The following is a 12,604-nucleotide window of genomic DNA, read 5'->3' as shown; positions in this document are numbered from 1 at the left end:
CAACTCTTACGACGACAGTAGGCGCAACAGTTGTACAACACAACCTTTCCTGACGACGACCTGAGCCGGTTCTTCCAGCAGCTCGCGCGCACGAGCGGCCTGCTGGAGTCGGTCCAGACGCCCCACGAGCACGCCGGCGTGCGGCTCTCGATGTCCGAGACGTTCGCGCTCGGCGAGCTGGCCGCCGCCGGGCCCCTGTCGCAGCAGGAGCTCGCCGACCGGATGGGGCTGGAGAAGAGCACGGTCAGCCGGCTCGCCGCCGGGATGGAGGGGCGCGGGTGGCTGCGGCGGGAGCGCCAGGCCGACAACCGTCGCCTGTACCGCCTGGAGCTCACCGCGCAGGGCAGCGACGTCGCCGAGCGCGTGGGCGCAGAGCTCCGGGAGCACCACGGCCGGCTGCTCGCCGGGCTGACGGAGCAGGAGCGGCACGCGCTCCGCGTCGGGCTCGGCGCTCTGGTCCGGGAGCTGGACGCGGCACACCGGCACAGCTGAACGCCCGGGCCCCCTGCGTGCAGGGAGCCCGGGCGTCCGGAGGCCGCTCAGACCTCGATGCCCTCCAGCAGCTCGGTGACGAGCGCCGCGACGGGCGACCGCTCCGAGCGCGTGAGCGTGATGTGCGCGAACAGCGGGTGGCCCTTGAGCGCCTCGATCACCGCGGCGACCCCGTCGTGCCGGCCGACGCGCAGGTTGTCGCGCTGGGCCACGTCGTGGGTGAGCACCACCCGCGAGCTCTGCCCGATCCGGGACAGCACGGTGAGCAGGACGTTGCGCTCGAGAGACTGCGCCTCGTCGACGATCACGAACGCGTCGTGCAGCGAGCGCCCGCGGATGTGGGTGAGCGGCAGGACCTCGAGGATGTCGCGGTCCATGATCTCCTCGACGACCTCCTTGGACACCAGCGCCCCGAGGGTGTCGAAGACGGCCTGCGCCCAGGGGTTCATCTTCTCGTCGGCGCTCCCGGGCAGGTAGCCGAGGTCCTGGCCACCGACCGCGTACAGGGGACGGAACACCATGACCTTGCGGTGCTGCCGACGCTCCAGCACCGCCTCCAGGCCGGCGCAGAGGGCGAGCGCCGACTTGCCGGTGCCCGCGCGCCCGCCGAGCGAGACGATGCCGATCTCCTCGTCGAGCAGCAGGTCGATCGCGATCCGCTGCTCCGCGCTGCGGCCGTGCAGGCCGAACACGTCCTGGTCGCCGCGGACCAGCTGCACGTGCTTGTCCGCGGTCACCCGGCCGAGGGCCGACCCGCGCGGGCTGTGCAGGACGACGCCGGTGTGGCAGAGCATGTCGTTGGGGGTCTGGTTCCCCCCGCTGAAGCCGCTCGCGACCTCAGCCAGGGGCACCGACTCGTGCTCCCAGAGCGCCGCCATCTGCTGCTCGGCCAGGTCGAGGGCGTCCATGCCCGTCCAGCCGGAGTCGACGGCCAGCTCGGCGCGGTACTCCTCCGCGCACAGCCCCACGGCCGACGCCTTGACGCGCATCGGGAGGTCCTTCGAGACGACGATGACGTCCCGCCCCTCGGCCGCCAGGTTGGCCGCGACGGCGAGGATCCGGGTGTCGTTGTCGCCCAGGCGGAAGCCGTCCGGGAGCACGGAGGAGTCCGTGTGGTTGAGCTCGACCCGCAGGGTGCCGCCCTCGTCGTTCAGCGGGATCGGGGTGTCGAGCCGGCCGTGCTCGATCCGCAGGTCGTCGAGCATCCGCAGCGCGGACCGGGCGAAGTAGCCGAGCTCGGCGTGGTGCCGCTTGCCCTCGAGCTCCGTGATGACGACGACGGGGAGGACGACGTCGTGCTCCGCGAACCGCAGGATCGCCCGCGGGTCTGAGAGGAGCACCGAGGTGTCGAGCACGTGGGTCTTGCGGCCATCGGCCGTGTGGACGTCCAGCTGGTCGGTCGTGGACTGGGGGTCGTTCTGCGCCTTGCTGACCACGGCAGGCTCCCTCCGGCGCTACGTGCGCCGTGACGGGCACCGGACACCGGCGTCCTGCCAGAGCAGGACCACGCACCGACGTACGGCGACGGGACGGGGGCGGTCGGCCCCTCCGGGAACAGAGGGCCGGATCCGGCCCTCCTCCCGGAGCGGATGCTCCATGGGCTGGCCTCCCGGGGACAACGGTCGCTGTCCTCTACGGCGGAACATAAGCCCGAGGTCCGACGCCACCACCACGACACGCGAAGTGGTTACACGCTGTTCACCTGGCGGTCCCGGCCGCCGATCAGCAGTACGCAGCAGAACCCCAGGTGAGGGCGGCTGTCGGGGCCGCGGGAGGCTCGTCGGCCCCCGACACAATTAACCCGGACGGAGTCAGCGCCCGCCGCGCCGCTCCCGGGCGGCGTAGGCGCGGACCGCACGGAGGAAGTCCACGCGGCGGAAGTCGGGCCAGTAGGCCTCGCAGAAGTAGAACTCCGAGTGCGCGCTCTGCCAGAGCAGGAAGCCGCCGAGCCGCTGCTCCCCCGAGGTCCGGATCACCAGCTCGGGGTCCGGCTGGCCCTTCGTGTACAGGTGCTCGGCGATGTGCTCCACGTCGAACGCCTCGGCGAGCTCGTCCAGGCTGGACCCGGCCTCCGCGTGCTTGCGCAGGAACGACTTCACGGCGTCCGCGATCTCGCGCCGCCCCCCGTACCCGACGGCGATGTTGACGTGCAGGCCGACGACGCCGGCGGTGGCGTCCTGGGCCGAGACGAGCGCCTTGACCGTGTGGTCGGGGAGCAGGTCGAGCGCGCCCACGGCCTGGATCCGCCAGCGCCCGGTCGCGGCGAGCGCACCGACCGCGTCCTCGATGATCGCGAGCAGCTGCTCGAGCTCGTCCGCGCCCCGGGAGAGGTTGTCCGTGGAGAGCATCCACAGGGTGACCACCTCGACGCCGATGTCCTCGCTCCACTCGAGCAGGTCGGCGATCTTGTCGGCGCCGGCCTGGTGCCCGTGCCGCGTCGACTCGCCCACGCTGCGCGCCCAGCGCCGGTTGCCGTCGAGGATGACGCCGACGTGGCGCGGGAGCCCGTCCTTGGGGAGCGACGCCGCGAGCTGGCGTTCGTACAGCCCGTAGAGCGGACGGGGCAGACGCACGCGCACTCCTTCGGGTTCAGGCGACCGGAACCCGCTCACCGTACTCGCCGAGCGTGCCCCGCGGGCCCGGTCGTCCGCCGCAGGCGGAGGTGCTCGCGCCGCGCGCGCGGTACGTTCGGCGGGGTGCCGGCACGGGTTCGACACCCCTACCTACGGTGTCGTAACCTACGGAGTCGTAGGTTCCCCGCTGACGAAGAGAGACCGTTCCATGAGCTCCACCCCCGCGTCCGCTCCAGGACAGCAGCCGGGAACGGCCCTGGGCGGTCACGACGAGCCGGACGGGCTCGTCGAGCGGGTCGCCGAGAGCATCAAGCCGCACCTGCGGGGCTGGATCCACGCGGGCGTCACACCGTTCGTGATCGTCGCGTCGATCGTGCTCGTCGTGCTCTCCCCGACGCCGACGGCGAAGTGGTCCACGGCGGTGTTCGGGCTCACCGCCATCATGTTGTTCGGCACCAGCGCGGTCTACCACCGCGGGCACTGGTCCCCCCGGACCTCCGCCGTCCTGCGCCGACTGGACCACACCAACATCTTCCTGATCATCGCGGGCACCTACACCCCGCTGTCGGTCCTCCTGCTGCCGGCGGACACTGCGCGCACGTTGCTCATCGTCGTGTGGACCGGCGCCCTGATCGGGACGCTGGCGCGCATCTTCTGGCTGGGCGCACCGCGGTGGGTCTACGTGCCCGTGTACGTGGCGCTCGGCTGGGTGGCCGTCTGGTTCTTCCCCGAGTTCTACCGGTCGGGCGGGCTCGCGATCGTCCTGCTCATCGCCGGCGGAGGGCTCGCGTACACGGTCGGCGCGATCGTCTACGGCACCAAGCGGCCCAACCCGAGCCCGCGGTGGTTCGGGTTCCACGAGATCTTCCACGTGCTCACCGTGGTCGGCTACGGGTGCCACTACGTCGCGGTGTCGATCGCGTCCTACGGCTCCGCCTGAGCCTCAGGCCACGGGCACGACCGTGTACCGGCGGTTGGCCAGCGACGGGTTCTGCTCCCGGACGCGCAGCAGCGCCGCGCCGTCCAGGTCCACGGTCCGCACCTGCGGCTTCTCGTCCATCTCCAGCCCGACCACGCCGTCGGGCGCCACGACGAGCGAGCGCCCGGTGACCCCCTTGCCGGCCTGCCCGACGGCCACCACGGCGGCGGTGTTCTCGATGGCCCGGGCGATCGCCAGCGTGCGCCAGTGCATCGCCTTGAGCTCCCCGGCGGCCCAGGCGGCGGGCACGACGAGCACCTGCGCGCCCGCGTCCACGAGTCGACGTGCGGACTCCGGGAACCGCAGGTCGTAGCAGGTCAGCACCCCGAAGGTCAGCCCGCCGATCTCGAGCACGAGCGGAGGGGCGTCCACGGGACCGGGCACCAGCCGGTCCGACTCCCGCTGCCCGAACGCGTCGTACAGGTGCACCTTGCGGTAGACCCCGGCCAGCTCCCCGGCACCGTCCACGGCCACGACCGCGTTCACCGCGCGGTCGTCGCCGCCCTCGGCCGGGAGGGTGGTCCCCGCCAGCACCGCCACGCCCGTCGACCTCGCCCGGTCGCGAAGCATCGTCACGAACGGTCCGTCGATCGGCTCCGCGTGCTCGGAGCCGACGCCGCGGGGGTCGAAGCCCGAGGCGTACTCCGGCACCACCAGCAGGTCTGCGCTGCTCCGCGCCGCGGTGCGGAACGCGTCCTCGACCACCTGGCGGTTGGCGGTGTGGTCGTCGCTGACCTGCAGCTGCGCCACGGTCACGCGCACCGACGGTCGCTGCGGGGGCGCCGGGGCGGAGCTCACCGGGTCGTCCCGCCGGGCTCGTCGTCGGGGTGCACGTCCTTGGGCGCGACCTCGACGTCGGCGTCGACCTCCAGGGCCGGCCCGGCCGCGCCGGCGTCCACGAGGCCGAGGTCGGCGTGCGGCCCGGCCGACCGGTCGTCCTCGTCGTCGTCGAGCCCCAGCGCCTTGGCCCGCCGGTCGACGATGCGCAGCTGCTTGGTCAGCGACAGGAACAGGAACACGACCGCGATCGCGAGCGCGAACGTGAACACGAAGCCGAGGAACCCGGGCGACCCGACCGGCGTCCCGTCGATGGTGACGTCCGACGGGCTGGGGCTCGGTGCGGCAAGCAGGACGGCGATCATGACCGCAGCCCGGCGAACAGGTCGTCCTCGGGGAGCGTGACGGGCACGCGCGTGCCGGCCAGCTCGTACTCCTCGGTGGGCCACTGGGCGACCTCGAGCTCGCGCGGGACCGCGAAGAAGAAGCCGTCCGGGTCGATCTGCGTGGCATGCGCCCGCAGCGCGTCGTCGCGCTGGCCGAAGTACTCCGAGCACTCGATGCGCGTGGTCACCTCGCGCTCGGGCACCTCGCGCGCCTGACGGGAGTCGAGCCAGTCACCGAACGGGGACTCGCGACCGGCGGCGACGATGGCATCGTGGACGGCCCGCATGCGCGCGAGCGAGAAGCCGTGGTTGTAGTAGAGCTTCGACGGCGTCCACGGCTCGCCCAGGCCGACGTAGCGGTCCGGGTCGCCTGCCGCGTCGAACGCCTCCATCGAGACCCTGTGGCACATGATGTGGTCGGGGTGCGGGTAGCCGCCCGACGGGTCGTACGTGGTGATGACGTGCGGCCGGAACTCGCGCACCAGCTGGACCAGAGGGGCCGACGCCTCCTCCAGCGGGACCAGCGCGAAGCACCCCTCGGGCAGCGGCGGCAGCGGGTCGCCCTCGGGCAGCCCGGAGTCGACGAAACCCAGCCAGCGGTGCTGCACGCCGAGCGCGGCCGCGGCGGCCGCCATCTCGTGGCGCCGGTACTCGCGCATCCCGTCCAGGCCGCCCTCGACCGGCGGGTGCTGCGGGTTGAGCACGTCGCCGCGCTCTCCACCCGTGCACGAGACGACCAGGACGTCGACGCCCTCGGCCACGTACTTCGCCGTGGTCGCGGCACCCTTGCTCGACTCGTCGTCGGGGTGGGCGTGCACCGCCATCAGGCGCAGCGGCTCTCCGGTCACCTCGGGCCTCCCGTCGGTCGCCCGCCGATGGCCCGCCGGGTCCGCGGAGTCGCGGTCCGCTCGGCACGGGCGGGTGGTTGGACGAGAGACAATGATCGCCTACCCGGCGCCTTCGTCGCGCCACCGAGCGCGCGCCGCGCGTCCAGCACGAGGAGCTCCGTGACCGAGTCGCCCACCACCCGCCCACCGGCCGGGCGCTACGGACCCGAGCCCACGGCGCGGTCCGTCCGGCGGGGCCGCCTCGGGCTGGTCGCCGCCGCGGTGCTCGGCGCGACGCTGGTGATCTGGATCGGGCTGAACATGGCCGGCCAGCCGGTGTCCTGGAAGGACGTCGGGTTCCACGTCGAGGACTCGACCGCCATCGAGGTGACGTTCGAGGTGACCAAGCCGAAGGAGTCGACCGTGGCGTGCACGGTCACCGCGCTGTCGGAGTCGTACGGCCAGGTCGGCGTCCGGACCATCGAGGTGGGACCGGCCGACTCGGCGACCCGTCGCGTGACGGCGACCGTGCAGACGACCGAGCTCGCGGTGAGCGGGACCGTGGAGCCCTGCGAGCTGGTCGAGCAGCCCTGACGCCGCCGTTCTGCGGCAGAACGGGGCCTGCGTCTGCCCGTCCTTGCTATCCTGTTCGTTTCACCGCCGCCCCGGTCCGGCGCCACGACTGGCGTCCAGAACGAGCGGGGAGCGGCGGTAGCACCCCTCAGTACCCGCACACCGGACGCGTCCCTCGATGCGTCCGCCCGCTCGGACTGCCGTGCGCTGCTCCCCCCGGGGCAGCGCAGACCGGCACGTCCGGCACACGTCAGGAAAGGAGCGATCGTGACCGATACGACTGCGGCCACATGGTTGACCCAGGAGGCCTACGACCGCCTCACGGCCGAGCTCGCGCACCTCGAGGGCGAGGGCAGCGCCGAGGTCATCGAACGCATCGCCGCAGCCCGCGACGAGGGTGACCTCAAGGAGAACGGCGGCTACCACGCCGCTCGTGAGGAGCAGGCCAAGCAGGCCGCTCGCATCCGGGAGCTCAAGGAGAAGCTGCGCAACGTCCAGATCGGGACCCCGCCGGACGACGGCGTCGTCGAGCCCGGCATGGTCGTGACCGCGCTCGTGGCCGGCGACGAGATGGTGTTCCTGCTCGGCTCCCGCGAGATCGCCGGGACGTCCGACATCGAGGTCTTCTCCCCCACCTCGCCGCTCGGTGCCGCGATCAACGGGTCCAAGATCGGCGACTCGACCACGTACCTCGCGCCCAACGGGCGTGAGATCCCCGTCGAGATCACCGACGCGAAGCCCTTCGCGGGCTGACGCACCACGCTCACGAGGCGCCATCCCCTCGGGGGTGGCGCCTCGTTCGCGTCTCAGCCGTCCGTCAGCCGGTAGCCCGCCTCGCGGAGGTGCTGGAGCACGTACTCGCAGTGGTCCGGCCCCTTGGTCTCCACCTGCACCACGATCGCGACCTCATCGAGCTGGAGGTCGCCCACCGTGCGGGCGTGCGACACGTGCATGACGTTCCCGCCGGTGTCGGCCAGCGCGCGCAGCAGGTCCGCGAGCGCACCCGGGGTGTCGTCGATCCGCACCTGCAGCTGCAGGAACCGCCCCGCGGAGGCCAGTCCGTGCCGGACCACGCGCATGAGGACCAGCGGGTCGATGTTCCCGCCGGACAGGATGGCGACCACCGGACCCGTGAGCGGCCCGACCCCGGCCATCAGGGCAGCCGCGGCCGCCGCCCCCGAGGGCTCGACCAGCATCTTGGCGCGCTCCGCGAGGAGCAGGAGCGCGCGCGAGAGGTCCTCCTCCGAGACGCACTGCACCTCGACGTGGTGCGAGGAGAGGATCTCGAACGGCACCGACCCCGGCATCCCGACGGCGATCCCGTCGGCCATGGTCCGCAGCTCCGGCGCCGGGATCGGGTGACCCGCGGCGAGCGACGCCGGGTAGGCGGCCGCGCGGGCGGCCTGGACGCCGATCACCCGCACGTCCGGGCGCAGCTCCGCGAGGGCGGCGACCACCCCGGCCGCCAGGCCGCCACCCCCGATGGGCACGATCACGGTGGCGACGTCCGGCACCTGCTCGACGATCTCGAGGGCGATGGTGCCCTGACCCGCGACGACGTCCTCGTGGTCGAACGGGTGGATGAGGACCGCGCCGGTGCGCTCGGCGTACTCGCGCGCGTGCACCAGGGCCTCGTCGACGGAGGCGCCGACCAGCTCGACCCGGGCGCCGTAGTCCCGCGTCGCCGCGATCTTGGGCAGCGCCGCGTCCGCCGGCATGAACACGACCGCCGTCAGCCCCAGCATCCGGGCCGCGAGCGCGACGCCCTGCGCGTGGTTGCCGGCGCTCGCCGCGACCACCCCCCGCGCCTGCTCCTGCGGGGAGAGCCGAGCCATCCGCACGTAGGCGCCCCGCAGCTTGAAGGAGCCGGCGCGCTGCAGGTTCTCGCACTTGAGCCAGACCTCGGCGCCGCACACCTGCGAGAGGGCGCGGCTCAGCTGCACCGGCGTGCGGTCCGCGACACCGTCGAGCAGCGCGGCCGCGGCGCGGACGTCGGCCAGACCGGTCATCGGGGGTCCGGCGGCGAGGTCGGACCGCCTGGTTCGCCGGCGTCGTCGGCCTCGGTGCCCACCACCGGAGCGGGCGCGTCGCGGTCGGCACGGTCCGCGGCCTCCGCCTGCGTGGCGACCCGCTCCGACGTCGCCTCGGCCACCTGCGCGATGGAACGGTCGAGCACCGGATGCCCTCGGCCGCGCACAGGCACGTGGTCGGCGGTGCCCAGCTGCGGGAACTTGTCGTGCCCGTGCAGGTAGAGGAGCACGGTGTTCAGGGTCGCGGCGATCGGCACGGCGAACAGCGCGCCCACGATCCCGGCGACGAACGAGCCCGCCGCCACCGACAGCAGGACCGCGACCGGGTGGAGCGAGACGGCGTGGCCCATGAGGAACGGCTGGAGCACGTGGCCCTCCAGCTGCTGCACGAGCACCACCACGGCGAGCATCCAGATGGCCGACGCCGGCCCGTTCGACACGAGCGCCACGAGGATCGCGACCGAGCCGGTGACGACGGCGCCCACGATCGGGATGAACGACCCGAGGAACACCAGCACGGCCAGCGGCAGGGCGAGCGGCACCTGCAGGATCGCCGCGCCGAGCCCGATGCCGACGGCGTCGACGGCGGCCACGAGGATCTGCGTCCGCGTGTACGCACCGAGCGTGACGAGCCCGCGACGACCGGCCTGGTGCACGTGCTCGCGGGACCCGCGCGGGAGCAGGCCGACGACCCACGCCCAGATGGTGCGGCCGTCGAGCAGGAAGAAGAACGTGCAGAACAGGGCGATCAGCGCGCCGGCCGCGACGTGCGCCACGGTCGTCGTCGCGTGCAGCGCCCCCGAGACCAGCTCGGAGCTGCCGCCGCTGAGCGACCCCTGGATCCGGTCCATCCAGCCCGAGATGTCGGCGGTCGTCAGCTGCAGCGGGCCCTCGGCCAGCCACGTGGTCAGCTTGTCGATGCCCTGCGCGGCCTGGTCCCACAGCTCGCCGAAGCCCTTGACGATCGACCGTCCCGCGAGCGTCAGCAGGCCGGCCACCACGACGATCAGCCCGACGAGCGCGATCCCCACGGCCGCGACCCGCGGCATGCGCGTCCTGCGCTGGATCCAGCCGACGAACGGCGCCAGCAGGACCGTGAGCAGCAGGGCCACCGCGATGGGGACGACGACGACCTTGAGCTCGCTCAGCAGCCAGAGCAGCACCGCGAGCGCCGCGCCGATGAGCAGCAGCCGCCACGACCACGCGGCCGCGTTGCGCACGGACGGCGGCACCGCCTGGTCGCCGACGGGCTTGGCGGTCTCGACCGGGGCGCTCACGCGTCGCGCCCGGCGGCCAGCGCGGCGTCGAGGTCGGCGATCAGGTCGGCGACGTCCTCGATGCCCACCGACAGGCGCACCAGGTCGTCGGGCACCTCGAGCGCGGTCCCCGCCACCGACCCGTGGGTCATCTTGTGCGGGTGCTCGACCAGCGACTCGACCCCGCCCAGCGACTCGGCGAGCGTGAACACGTGGGTGGCACCGCAGAACGCCAGCGCCGACGACTCGCTGCCGGTGCGGAACGAGACCATGCCGCCGAAGCCGCTCATCTGGCGCGCGGCGACCTCGTGCCCGGGGTGGCTCTCCAGGCCCGGGTAGATCACGGACGTGACGGCGTCGTGCCCCTCAAGGAACTCCGCGACGGCCCGGGCGTTGCTCTCGTGCCGGTCCATCCGCACGGCGAGCGTCTTGAGCCCCCGCAGGGTCAGCCACGCGTCGAACGGCCCCGCGACCGCGCCGGACGCGTTCTGGTGGAACCGCACGGCGTCGGCCAGGTTCGTCGTCCCTGTCGGACCGTCGAGCCCCACCGGAAGCTGCGCACCGTCGGCGACGACGAGCGCACCGCCGACCACGTCCGAGTGCCCGCCGATGTACTTGGTGGTCGAGTGCACGACGACGTCCGCACCGAGCGCGAGCGGCTGCTGCAGGTACGGCGTCGCGAAGGTGTTGTCGACGACGAGCAGCGCCCCCGCCGCGCGGGCGTGCGCGGCCAGCACCGCGATGTCCGCGATGCCCAGCAGCGGGTTCGTGGGCGTCTCGACCCAGACCACCTTGGTGCGGCCCGGCTGGATCGCGGCGAGCACCGCGTCGGGGTCCGACAGGTCGACCGGCGTGTGCTCGATGCCCCACGGCCCGAAGACGCGCGCGATCAGGCGGTACGTGCCGCCGTAGGCGTCGTTCGGGACGACGACGTGGTCGCCGGGGCGCAGGGCCGCGCGCAGCAGCGTGTCCTCCGCCGCGAGGCCCGAGGAGAACGCGAAGCCCGCCGCTCCCCCCTCGGCCGCGGCGAGCGCCGACTCCAGCGCGGTGCGGGTCGGGTTGGCCGAGCGCGAGTACTCGTACCCGCCCCGCAGCCCGCCGACGCCGTCCTGCTTGTACGTCGAGGTCGCGTAGATGGGCGGGACGACCGCCCCGGTGGTGGGGTCCGGGTCCTGACCTGCATGGATGGCGCGGGTCGAGAAGCCTGCGGAGGCCCAGTCGTCGTCGTGGGGGTGCGCGTGGTTCGTCACGGGTCCCAGGCTAGGCGCTCACGTCCGAACTGCCGCTCGGGCGCTCCAGGTGCGCTCCGGGTGCGCTCCCGGTCATGTGATCGTGCGCTCTCGGTCTGGTATTGGTTCGGTCAAGAGATCGCCACGTGGGCGGGAACACCGAGCGGGTGCGCACCGTTGCAGATCGCGGGAGGACCCAGGTGACCAACCGGGCTCCCGGAGAGGATCACGACCATGAACTGGCTGTTTGGATCTGCCCTCAAGACCACGATGGTGGCCCCCGAGAAGGCTCTGGCGGGACGCGACCGCTACCCCTACTCCATCCCGACGACCCACACCGTCCTCGGCACCCCGCTCCAGGGCCCGTGGCCCGACGGCACCGAGGTCCTCTACGTCGCGATGGGCTGTTTCTGGGGCGCCGAGCGCACCTTCTGGACGATCCCCGGCGTGGTGACGACGGCGGTCGGCTACCAGGGTGGGTTCACGCCCTTCCCCACCTACGAGGAGACCTGCACCGCCCTGACCGGGCACACCGAGATGGTGATGGTCGCCTACGACCCGACGGTCGTCTCGGCCGGCGACCTGCTGCGCACCTTCTGGGAGTCGCACGACCCGACGCAGGGCTACCGGCAGGGCAACGACGTCGGCACCCAGTACCGCTCGGCGGTCTACACCACGACGCCCGAGCAGGAGCTCGCCGCGCGCACCACGCGCGACGAGTACCAGCCGCGGCTCACCCGGTCCGGCTTCGGCGAGATCACCACGGAGATCCGGTCGGCCGAGGATGCGGGCAGGTTCTACTACGCCGAGGGCTACCACCAGCAGTACCTCGACAAGAACCCGAACGGGTACTGCGGACTGGGCGGCACGGGCGTCTCCTGCCCGCGTCCGACCGGGGCCTGACCTCGACGCGCCCCGCTCGCCGGCCTCCGTCGCGAGCGGGGCGCACCCGTCGGTCGATGCGCGGGTGGGTGGCCGACGTGCCCCCGCTGTCGGCCACCCACCCGCCATGGGGCCTGCCAGGGTCCCCGTCGTCCCGGCCTGCCACCCTCGGCGTCGTCCTTGGCGGACCGACCGGGTCGCTCCCCCTGCCGGTCCGCGGCGAACGTATCGACGCCCGCCGCGACCCGTCTACGACTGTCCATCGGGCGCTGGACCCCGGTCCACCTGCACGTATGTCCAGGTATGTCCGACGGGTCAGCCCTCCGAGTGCCCCAGCGGCTTGTCGGGCGCCACCAGGTCCCGCACCAGCCGCTTCAGCTCCGGCAGGTCCGGGAACCCACCCCGCTCGCCCCGGTCCCACACCAGCGCGCCGTCCACCTCGACCCGGAACACACCCCCGGTCGCCGGCCGCAGCGCCACCTCCCCGAGCTCCCGGTGGAAGGTGGTCAGCAGCTCCTGCTGGTACCAGGCGGCCCGCAGGAGCCAGCGGCACTGCGTGCAGTAGGTGATCGCGACGCGCGGGAGGTCCATCGCGCAAGT

General features: G+C 73.0%; 14 protein-coding genes. 5 read left to right on the top strand and 9 right to left on the bottom strand.

Annotated elements, in window-relative coordinates:
• The first annotated feature begins 30 nt into the window (after positions 1-30).
• Positions 31-492, top strand: coding sequence for a MarR family winged helix-turn-helix transcriptional regulator (locus ASD18_RS18655; protein ID WP_056095875.1), 462 nt, complete (start codon positions 31-33; stop codon positions 490-492).
• 47 nt (positions 493-539) lie between these two features.
• Here ASD18_RS18655 and ASD18_RS18650 read toward each other — a convergent pair whose 3' ends face one another.
• Together ASD18_RS18650 and ASD18_RS18645 are read right to left on the bottom strand one after the other, a co-directional pair.
• Complete coding sequence (locus ASD18_RS18650) at positions 540-1,883, bottom strand: PhoH family protein (RefSeq protein ID WP_056096473.1); 1,344 nt, start codon at positions 1,881-1,883, stop codon at positions 540-542.
• A 420-nt stretch (positions 1,884-2,303) separates the two neighbouring features.
• The gene (locus tag ASD18_RS18645; RefSeq protein ID WP_056095872.1) at positions 2,304-3,065 is read right to left on the bottom strand and encodes an isoprenyl transferase; all 762 of its coding nucleotides are present in this window, start codon (positions 3,063-3,065) and stop codon (positions 2,304-2,306) included.
• A gap of 208 nt (positions 3,066-3,273) precedes the next feature.
• On the opposite strand from ASD18_RS18645, the gene ASD18_RS18640 reads away from it, so the two are divergent.
• On the top strand, positions 3,274-4,005 hold the full coding sequence (locus ASD18_RS18640) for a hemolysin III family protein (protein WP_082574252.1): 732 nt from the start codon (positions 3,274-3,276) through the stop codon (positions 4,003-4,005).
• 3 nt (positions 4,006-4,008) lie between these two features.
• Here ASD18_RS18640 and ASD18_RS18635 read toward each other — a convergent pair whose 3' ends face one another.
• The 3 genes from ASD18_RS18635 to mca are packed head-to-tail and all read right to left on the bottom strand — an operon-like array spanning position 4,009 to position 6,055.
• Positions 4,009-4,842: a carbon-nitrogen hydrolase family protein gene (locus ASD18_RS18635; RefSeq protein ID WP_056095870.1), complete on the bottom strand. Its 834-nt coding sequence runs from the start codon at positions 4,840-4,842 to the stop codon at positions 4,009-4,011.
• Positions 4,839-5,186, bottom strand: coding sequence for a hypothetical protein (locus tag ASD18_RS18630; RefSeq protein WP_056095865.1), 348 nt, complete (start codon positions 5,184-5,186; stop codon positions 4,839-4,841). The genes ASD18_RS18635 and ASD18_RS18630 overlap by 4 nt, the downstream gene beginning before the upstream one ends.
• The gene (mca, locus tag ASD18_RS18625) at positions 5,183-6,055 is read right to left on the bottom strand and encodes a mycothiol conjugate amidase Mca (protein ID WP_056095861.1); all 873 of its coding nucleotides are present in this window, start codon (positions 6,053-6,055) and stop codon (positions 5,183-5,185) included. Before mca ends, ASD18_RS18630 begins: the two co-directional genes overlap by 4 nt.
• Before the next feature lie 159 nt (positions 6,056-6,214).
• On the opposite strand from mca, the gene ASD18_RS18620 reads away from it, so the two are divergent.
• Both ASD18_RS18620 and greA read left to right on the top strand, forming a co-directional pair.
• On the top strand, positions 6,215-6,628 hold the full coding sequence (locus tag ASD18_RS18620; protein WP_056095857.1) for a DUF4307 domain-containing protein: 414 nt from the start codon (positions 6,215-6,217) through the stop codon (positions 6,626-6,628).
• 246 nt (positions 6,629-6,874) lie between these two features.
• Positions 6,875-7,360, top strand: coding sequence for a transcription elongation factor GreA (gene greA, locus ASD18_RS18615; RefSeq protein ID WP_056095854.1), 486 nt, complete (start codon positions 6,875-6,877; stop codon positions 7,358-7,360).
• A 53-nt stretch (positions 7,361-7,413) separates the two neighbouring features.
• On the opposite strand, the gene ilvA is transcribed toward greA, so the two are convergent.
• Genes ilvA through ASD18_RS18600 form a run of 3 tightly spaced genes read right to left on the bottom strand, consistent with a single transcriptional unit; the run spans position 7,414 to position 11,143 of the window.
• On the bottom strand, positions 7,414-8,616 hold the full coding sequence (gene ilvA / locus ASD18_RS18610; RefSeq protein ID WP_056095850.1) for a threonine ammonia-lyase: 1,203 nt from the start codon (positions 8,614-8,616) through the stop codon (positions 7,414-7,416).
• On the bottom strand, positions 8,613-9,914 hold the full coding sequence (locus tag ASD18_RS18605) for an AI-2E family transporter (protein ID WP_082574251.1): 1,302 nt from the start codon (positions 9,912-9,914) through the stop codon (positions 8,613-8,615). The genes ilvA and ASD18_RS18605 overlap by 4 nt, the downstream gene beginning before the upstream one ends.
• Positions 9,911-11,143: a cystathionine gamma-synthase gene (locus ASD18_RS18600; RefSeq protein ID WP_056095847.1), complete on the bottom strand. Its 1,233-nt coding sequence runs from the start codon at positions 11,141-11,143 to the stop codon at positions 9,911-9,913. Before ASD18_RS18600 ends, ASD18_RS18605 begins: the two co-directional genes overlap by 4 nt.
• Positions 11,144-11,356: 213 nt before the next feature.
• Here ASD18_RS18600 and msrA point away from each other — a divergent pair, with 213 nt between their 5' ends.
• Positions 11,357-12,025 carry a peptide-methionine (S)-S-oxide reductase MsrA gene (msrA, locus tag ASD18_RS18595; protein ID WP_056095843.1) on the top strand — a complete coding sequence of 223 codons (669 nt, stop codon included), beginning with the start codon at positions 11,357-11,359 and terminating at the stop codon, positions 12,023-12,025.
• A 294-nt stretch (positions 12,026-12,319) separates the two neighbouring features.
• On the opposite strand, the gene ASD18_RS18590 is transcribed toward msrA, so the two are convergent.
• A complete protein-coding gene (locus ASD18_RS18590) occupies positions 12,320-12,595 on the bottom strand; it encodes a SelT/SelW/SelH family protein (RefSeq protein WP_056095840.1) in 276 nt (91 codons plus the stop codon).
• Between the last annotated feature and the right edge of the window lie 9 nt (positions 12,596-12,604).

This window comes from Cellulomonas sp. Root137, from assembly GCF_001426725.1.
Lineage (GTDB): Bacteria > Actinomycetota > Actinomycetes > Actinomycetales > Cellulomonadaceae > Cellulomonas.
The sequence above is the reverse complement of the archived record's forward strand: the minus strand, read 5'-3'. Positions and strand labels throughout refer to the sequence as shown.

Excerpts from the sequence above, each read along its gene's own strand:
- ASD18_RS18640 (WP_082574252.1), top strand. The coding sequence starts at position 3,274 with ATGAGCTCCACCCCCGCGTCCGCTCCAGGACAGCAGCCGGGAACGGCC.
- ASD18_RS18630 (WP_056095865.1), bottom strand. The coding sequence starts at position 5,186 with ATGATCGCCGTCCTGCTTGCCGCACCGAGCCCCAGCCCGTCGGACGTC.
- ilvA (WP_056095850.1), bottom strand. The coding sequence starts at position 8,616 with ATGACCGGTCTGGCCGACGTCCGCGCCGCGGCCGCGCTGCTCGACGGT.
- msrA (WP_056095843.1), top strand. The coding sequence starts at position 11,357 with ATGAACTGGCTGTTTGGATCTGCCCTCAAGACCACGATGGTGGCCCCC.
- ASD18_RS18590 (WP_056095840.1), bottom strand. The coding sequence starts at position 12,595 with ATGGACCTCCCGCGCGTCGCGATCACCTACTGCACGCAGTGCCGCTGG.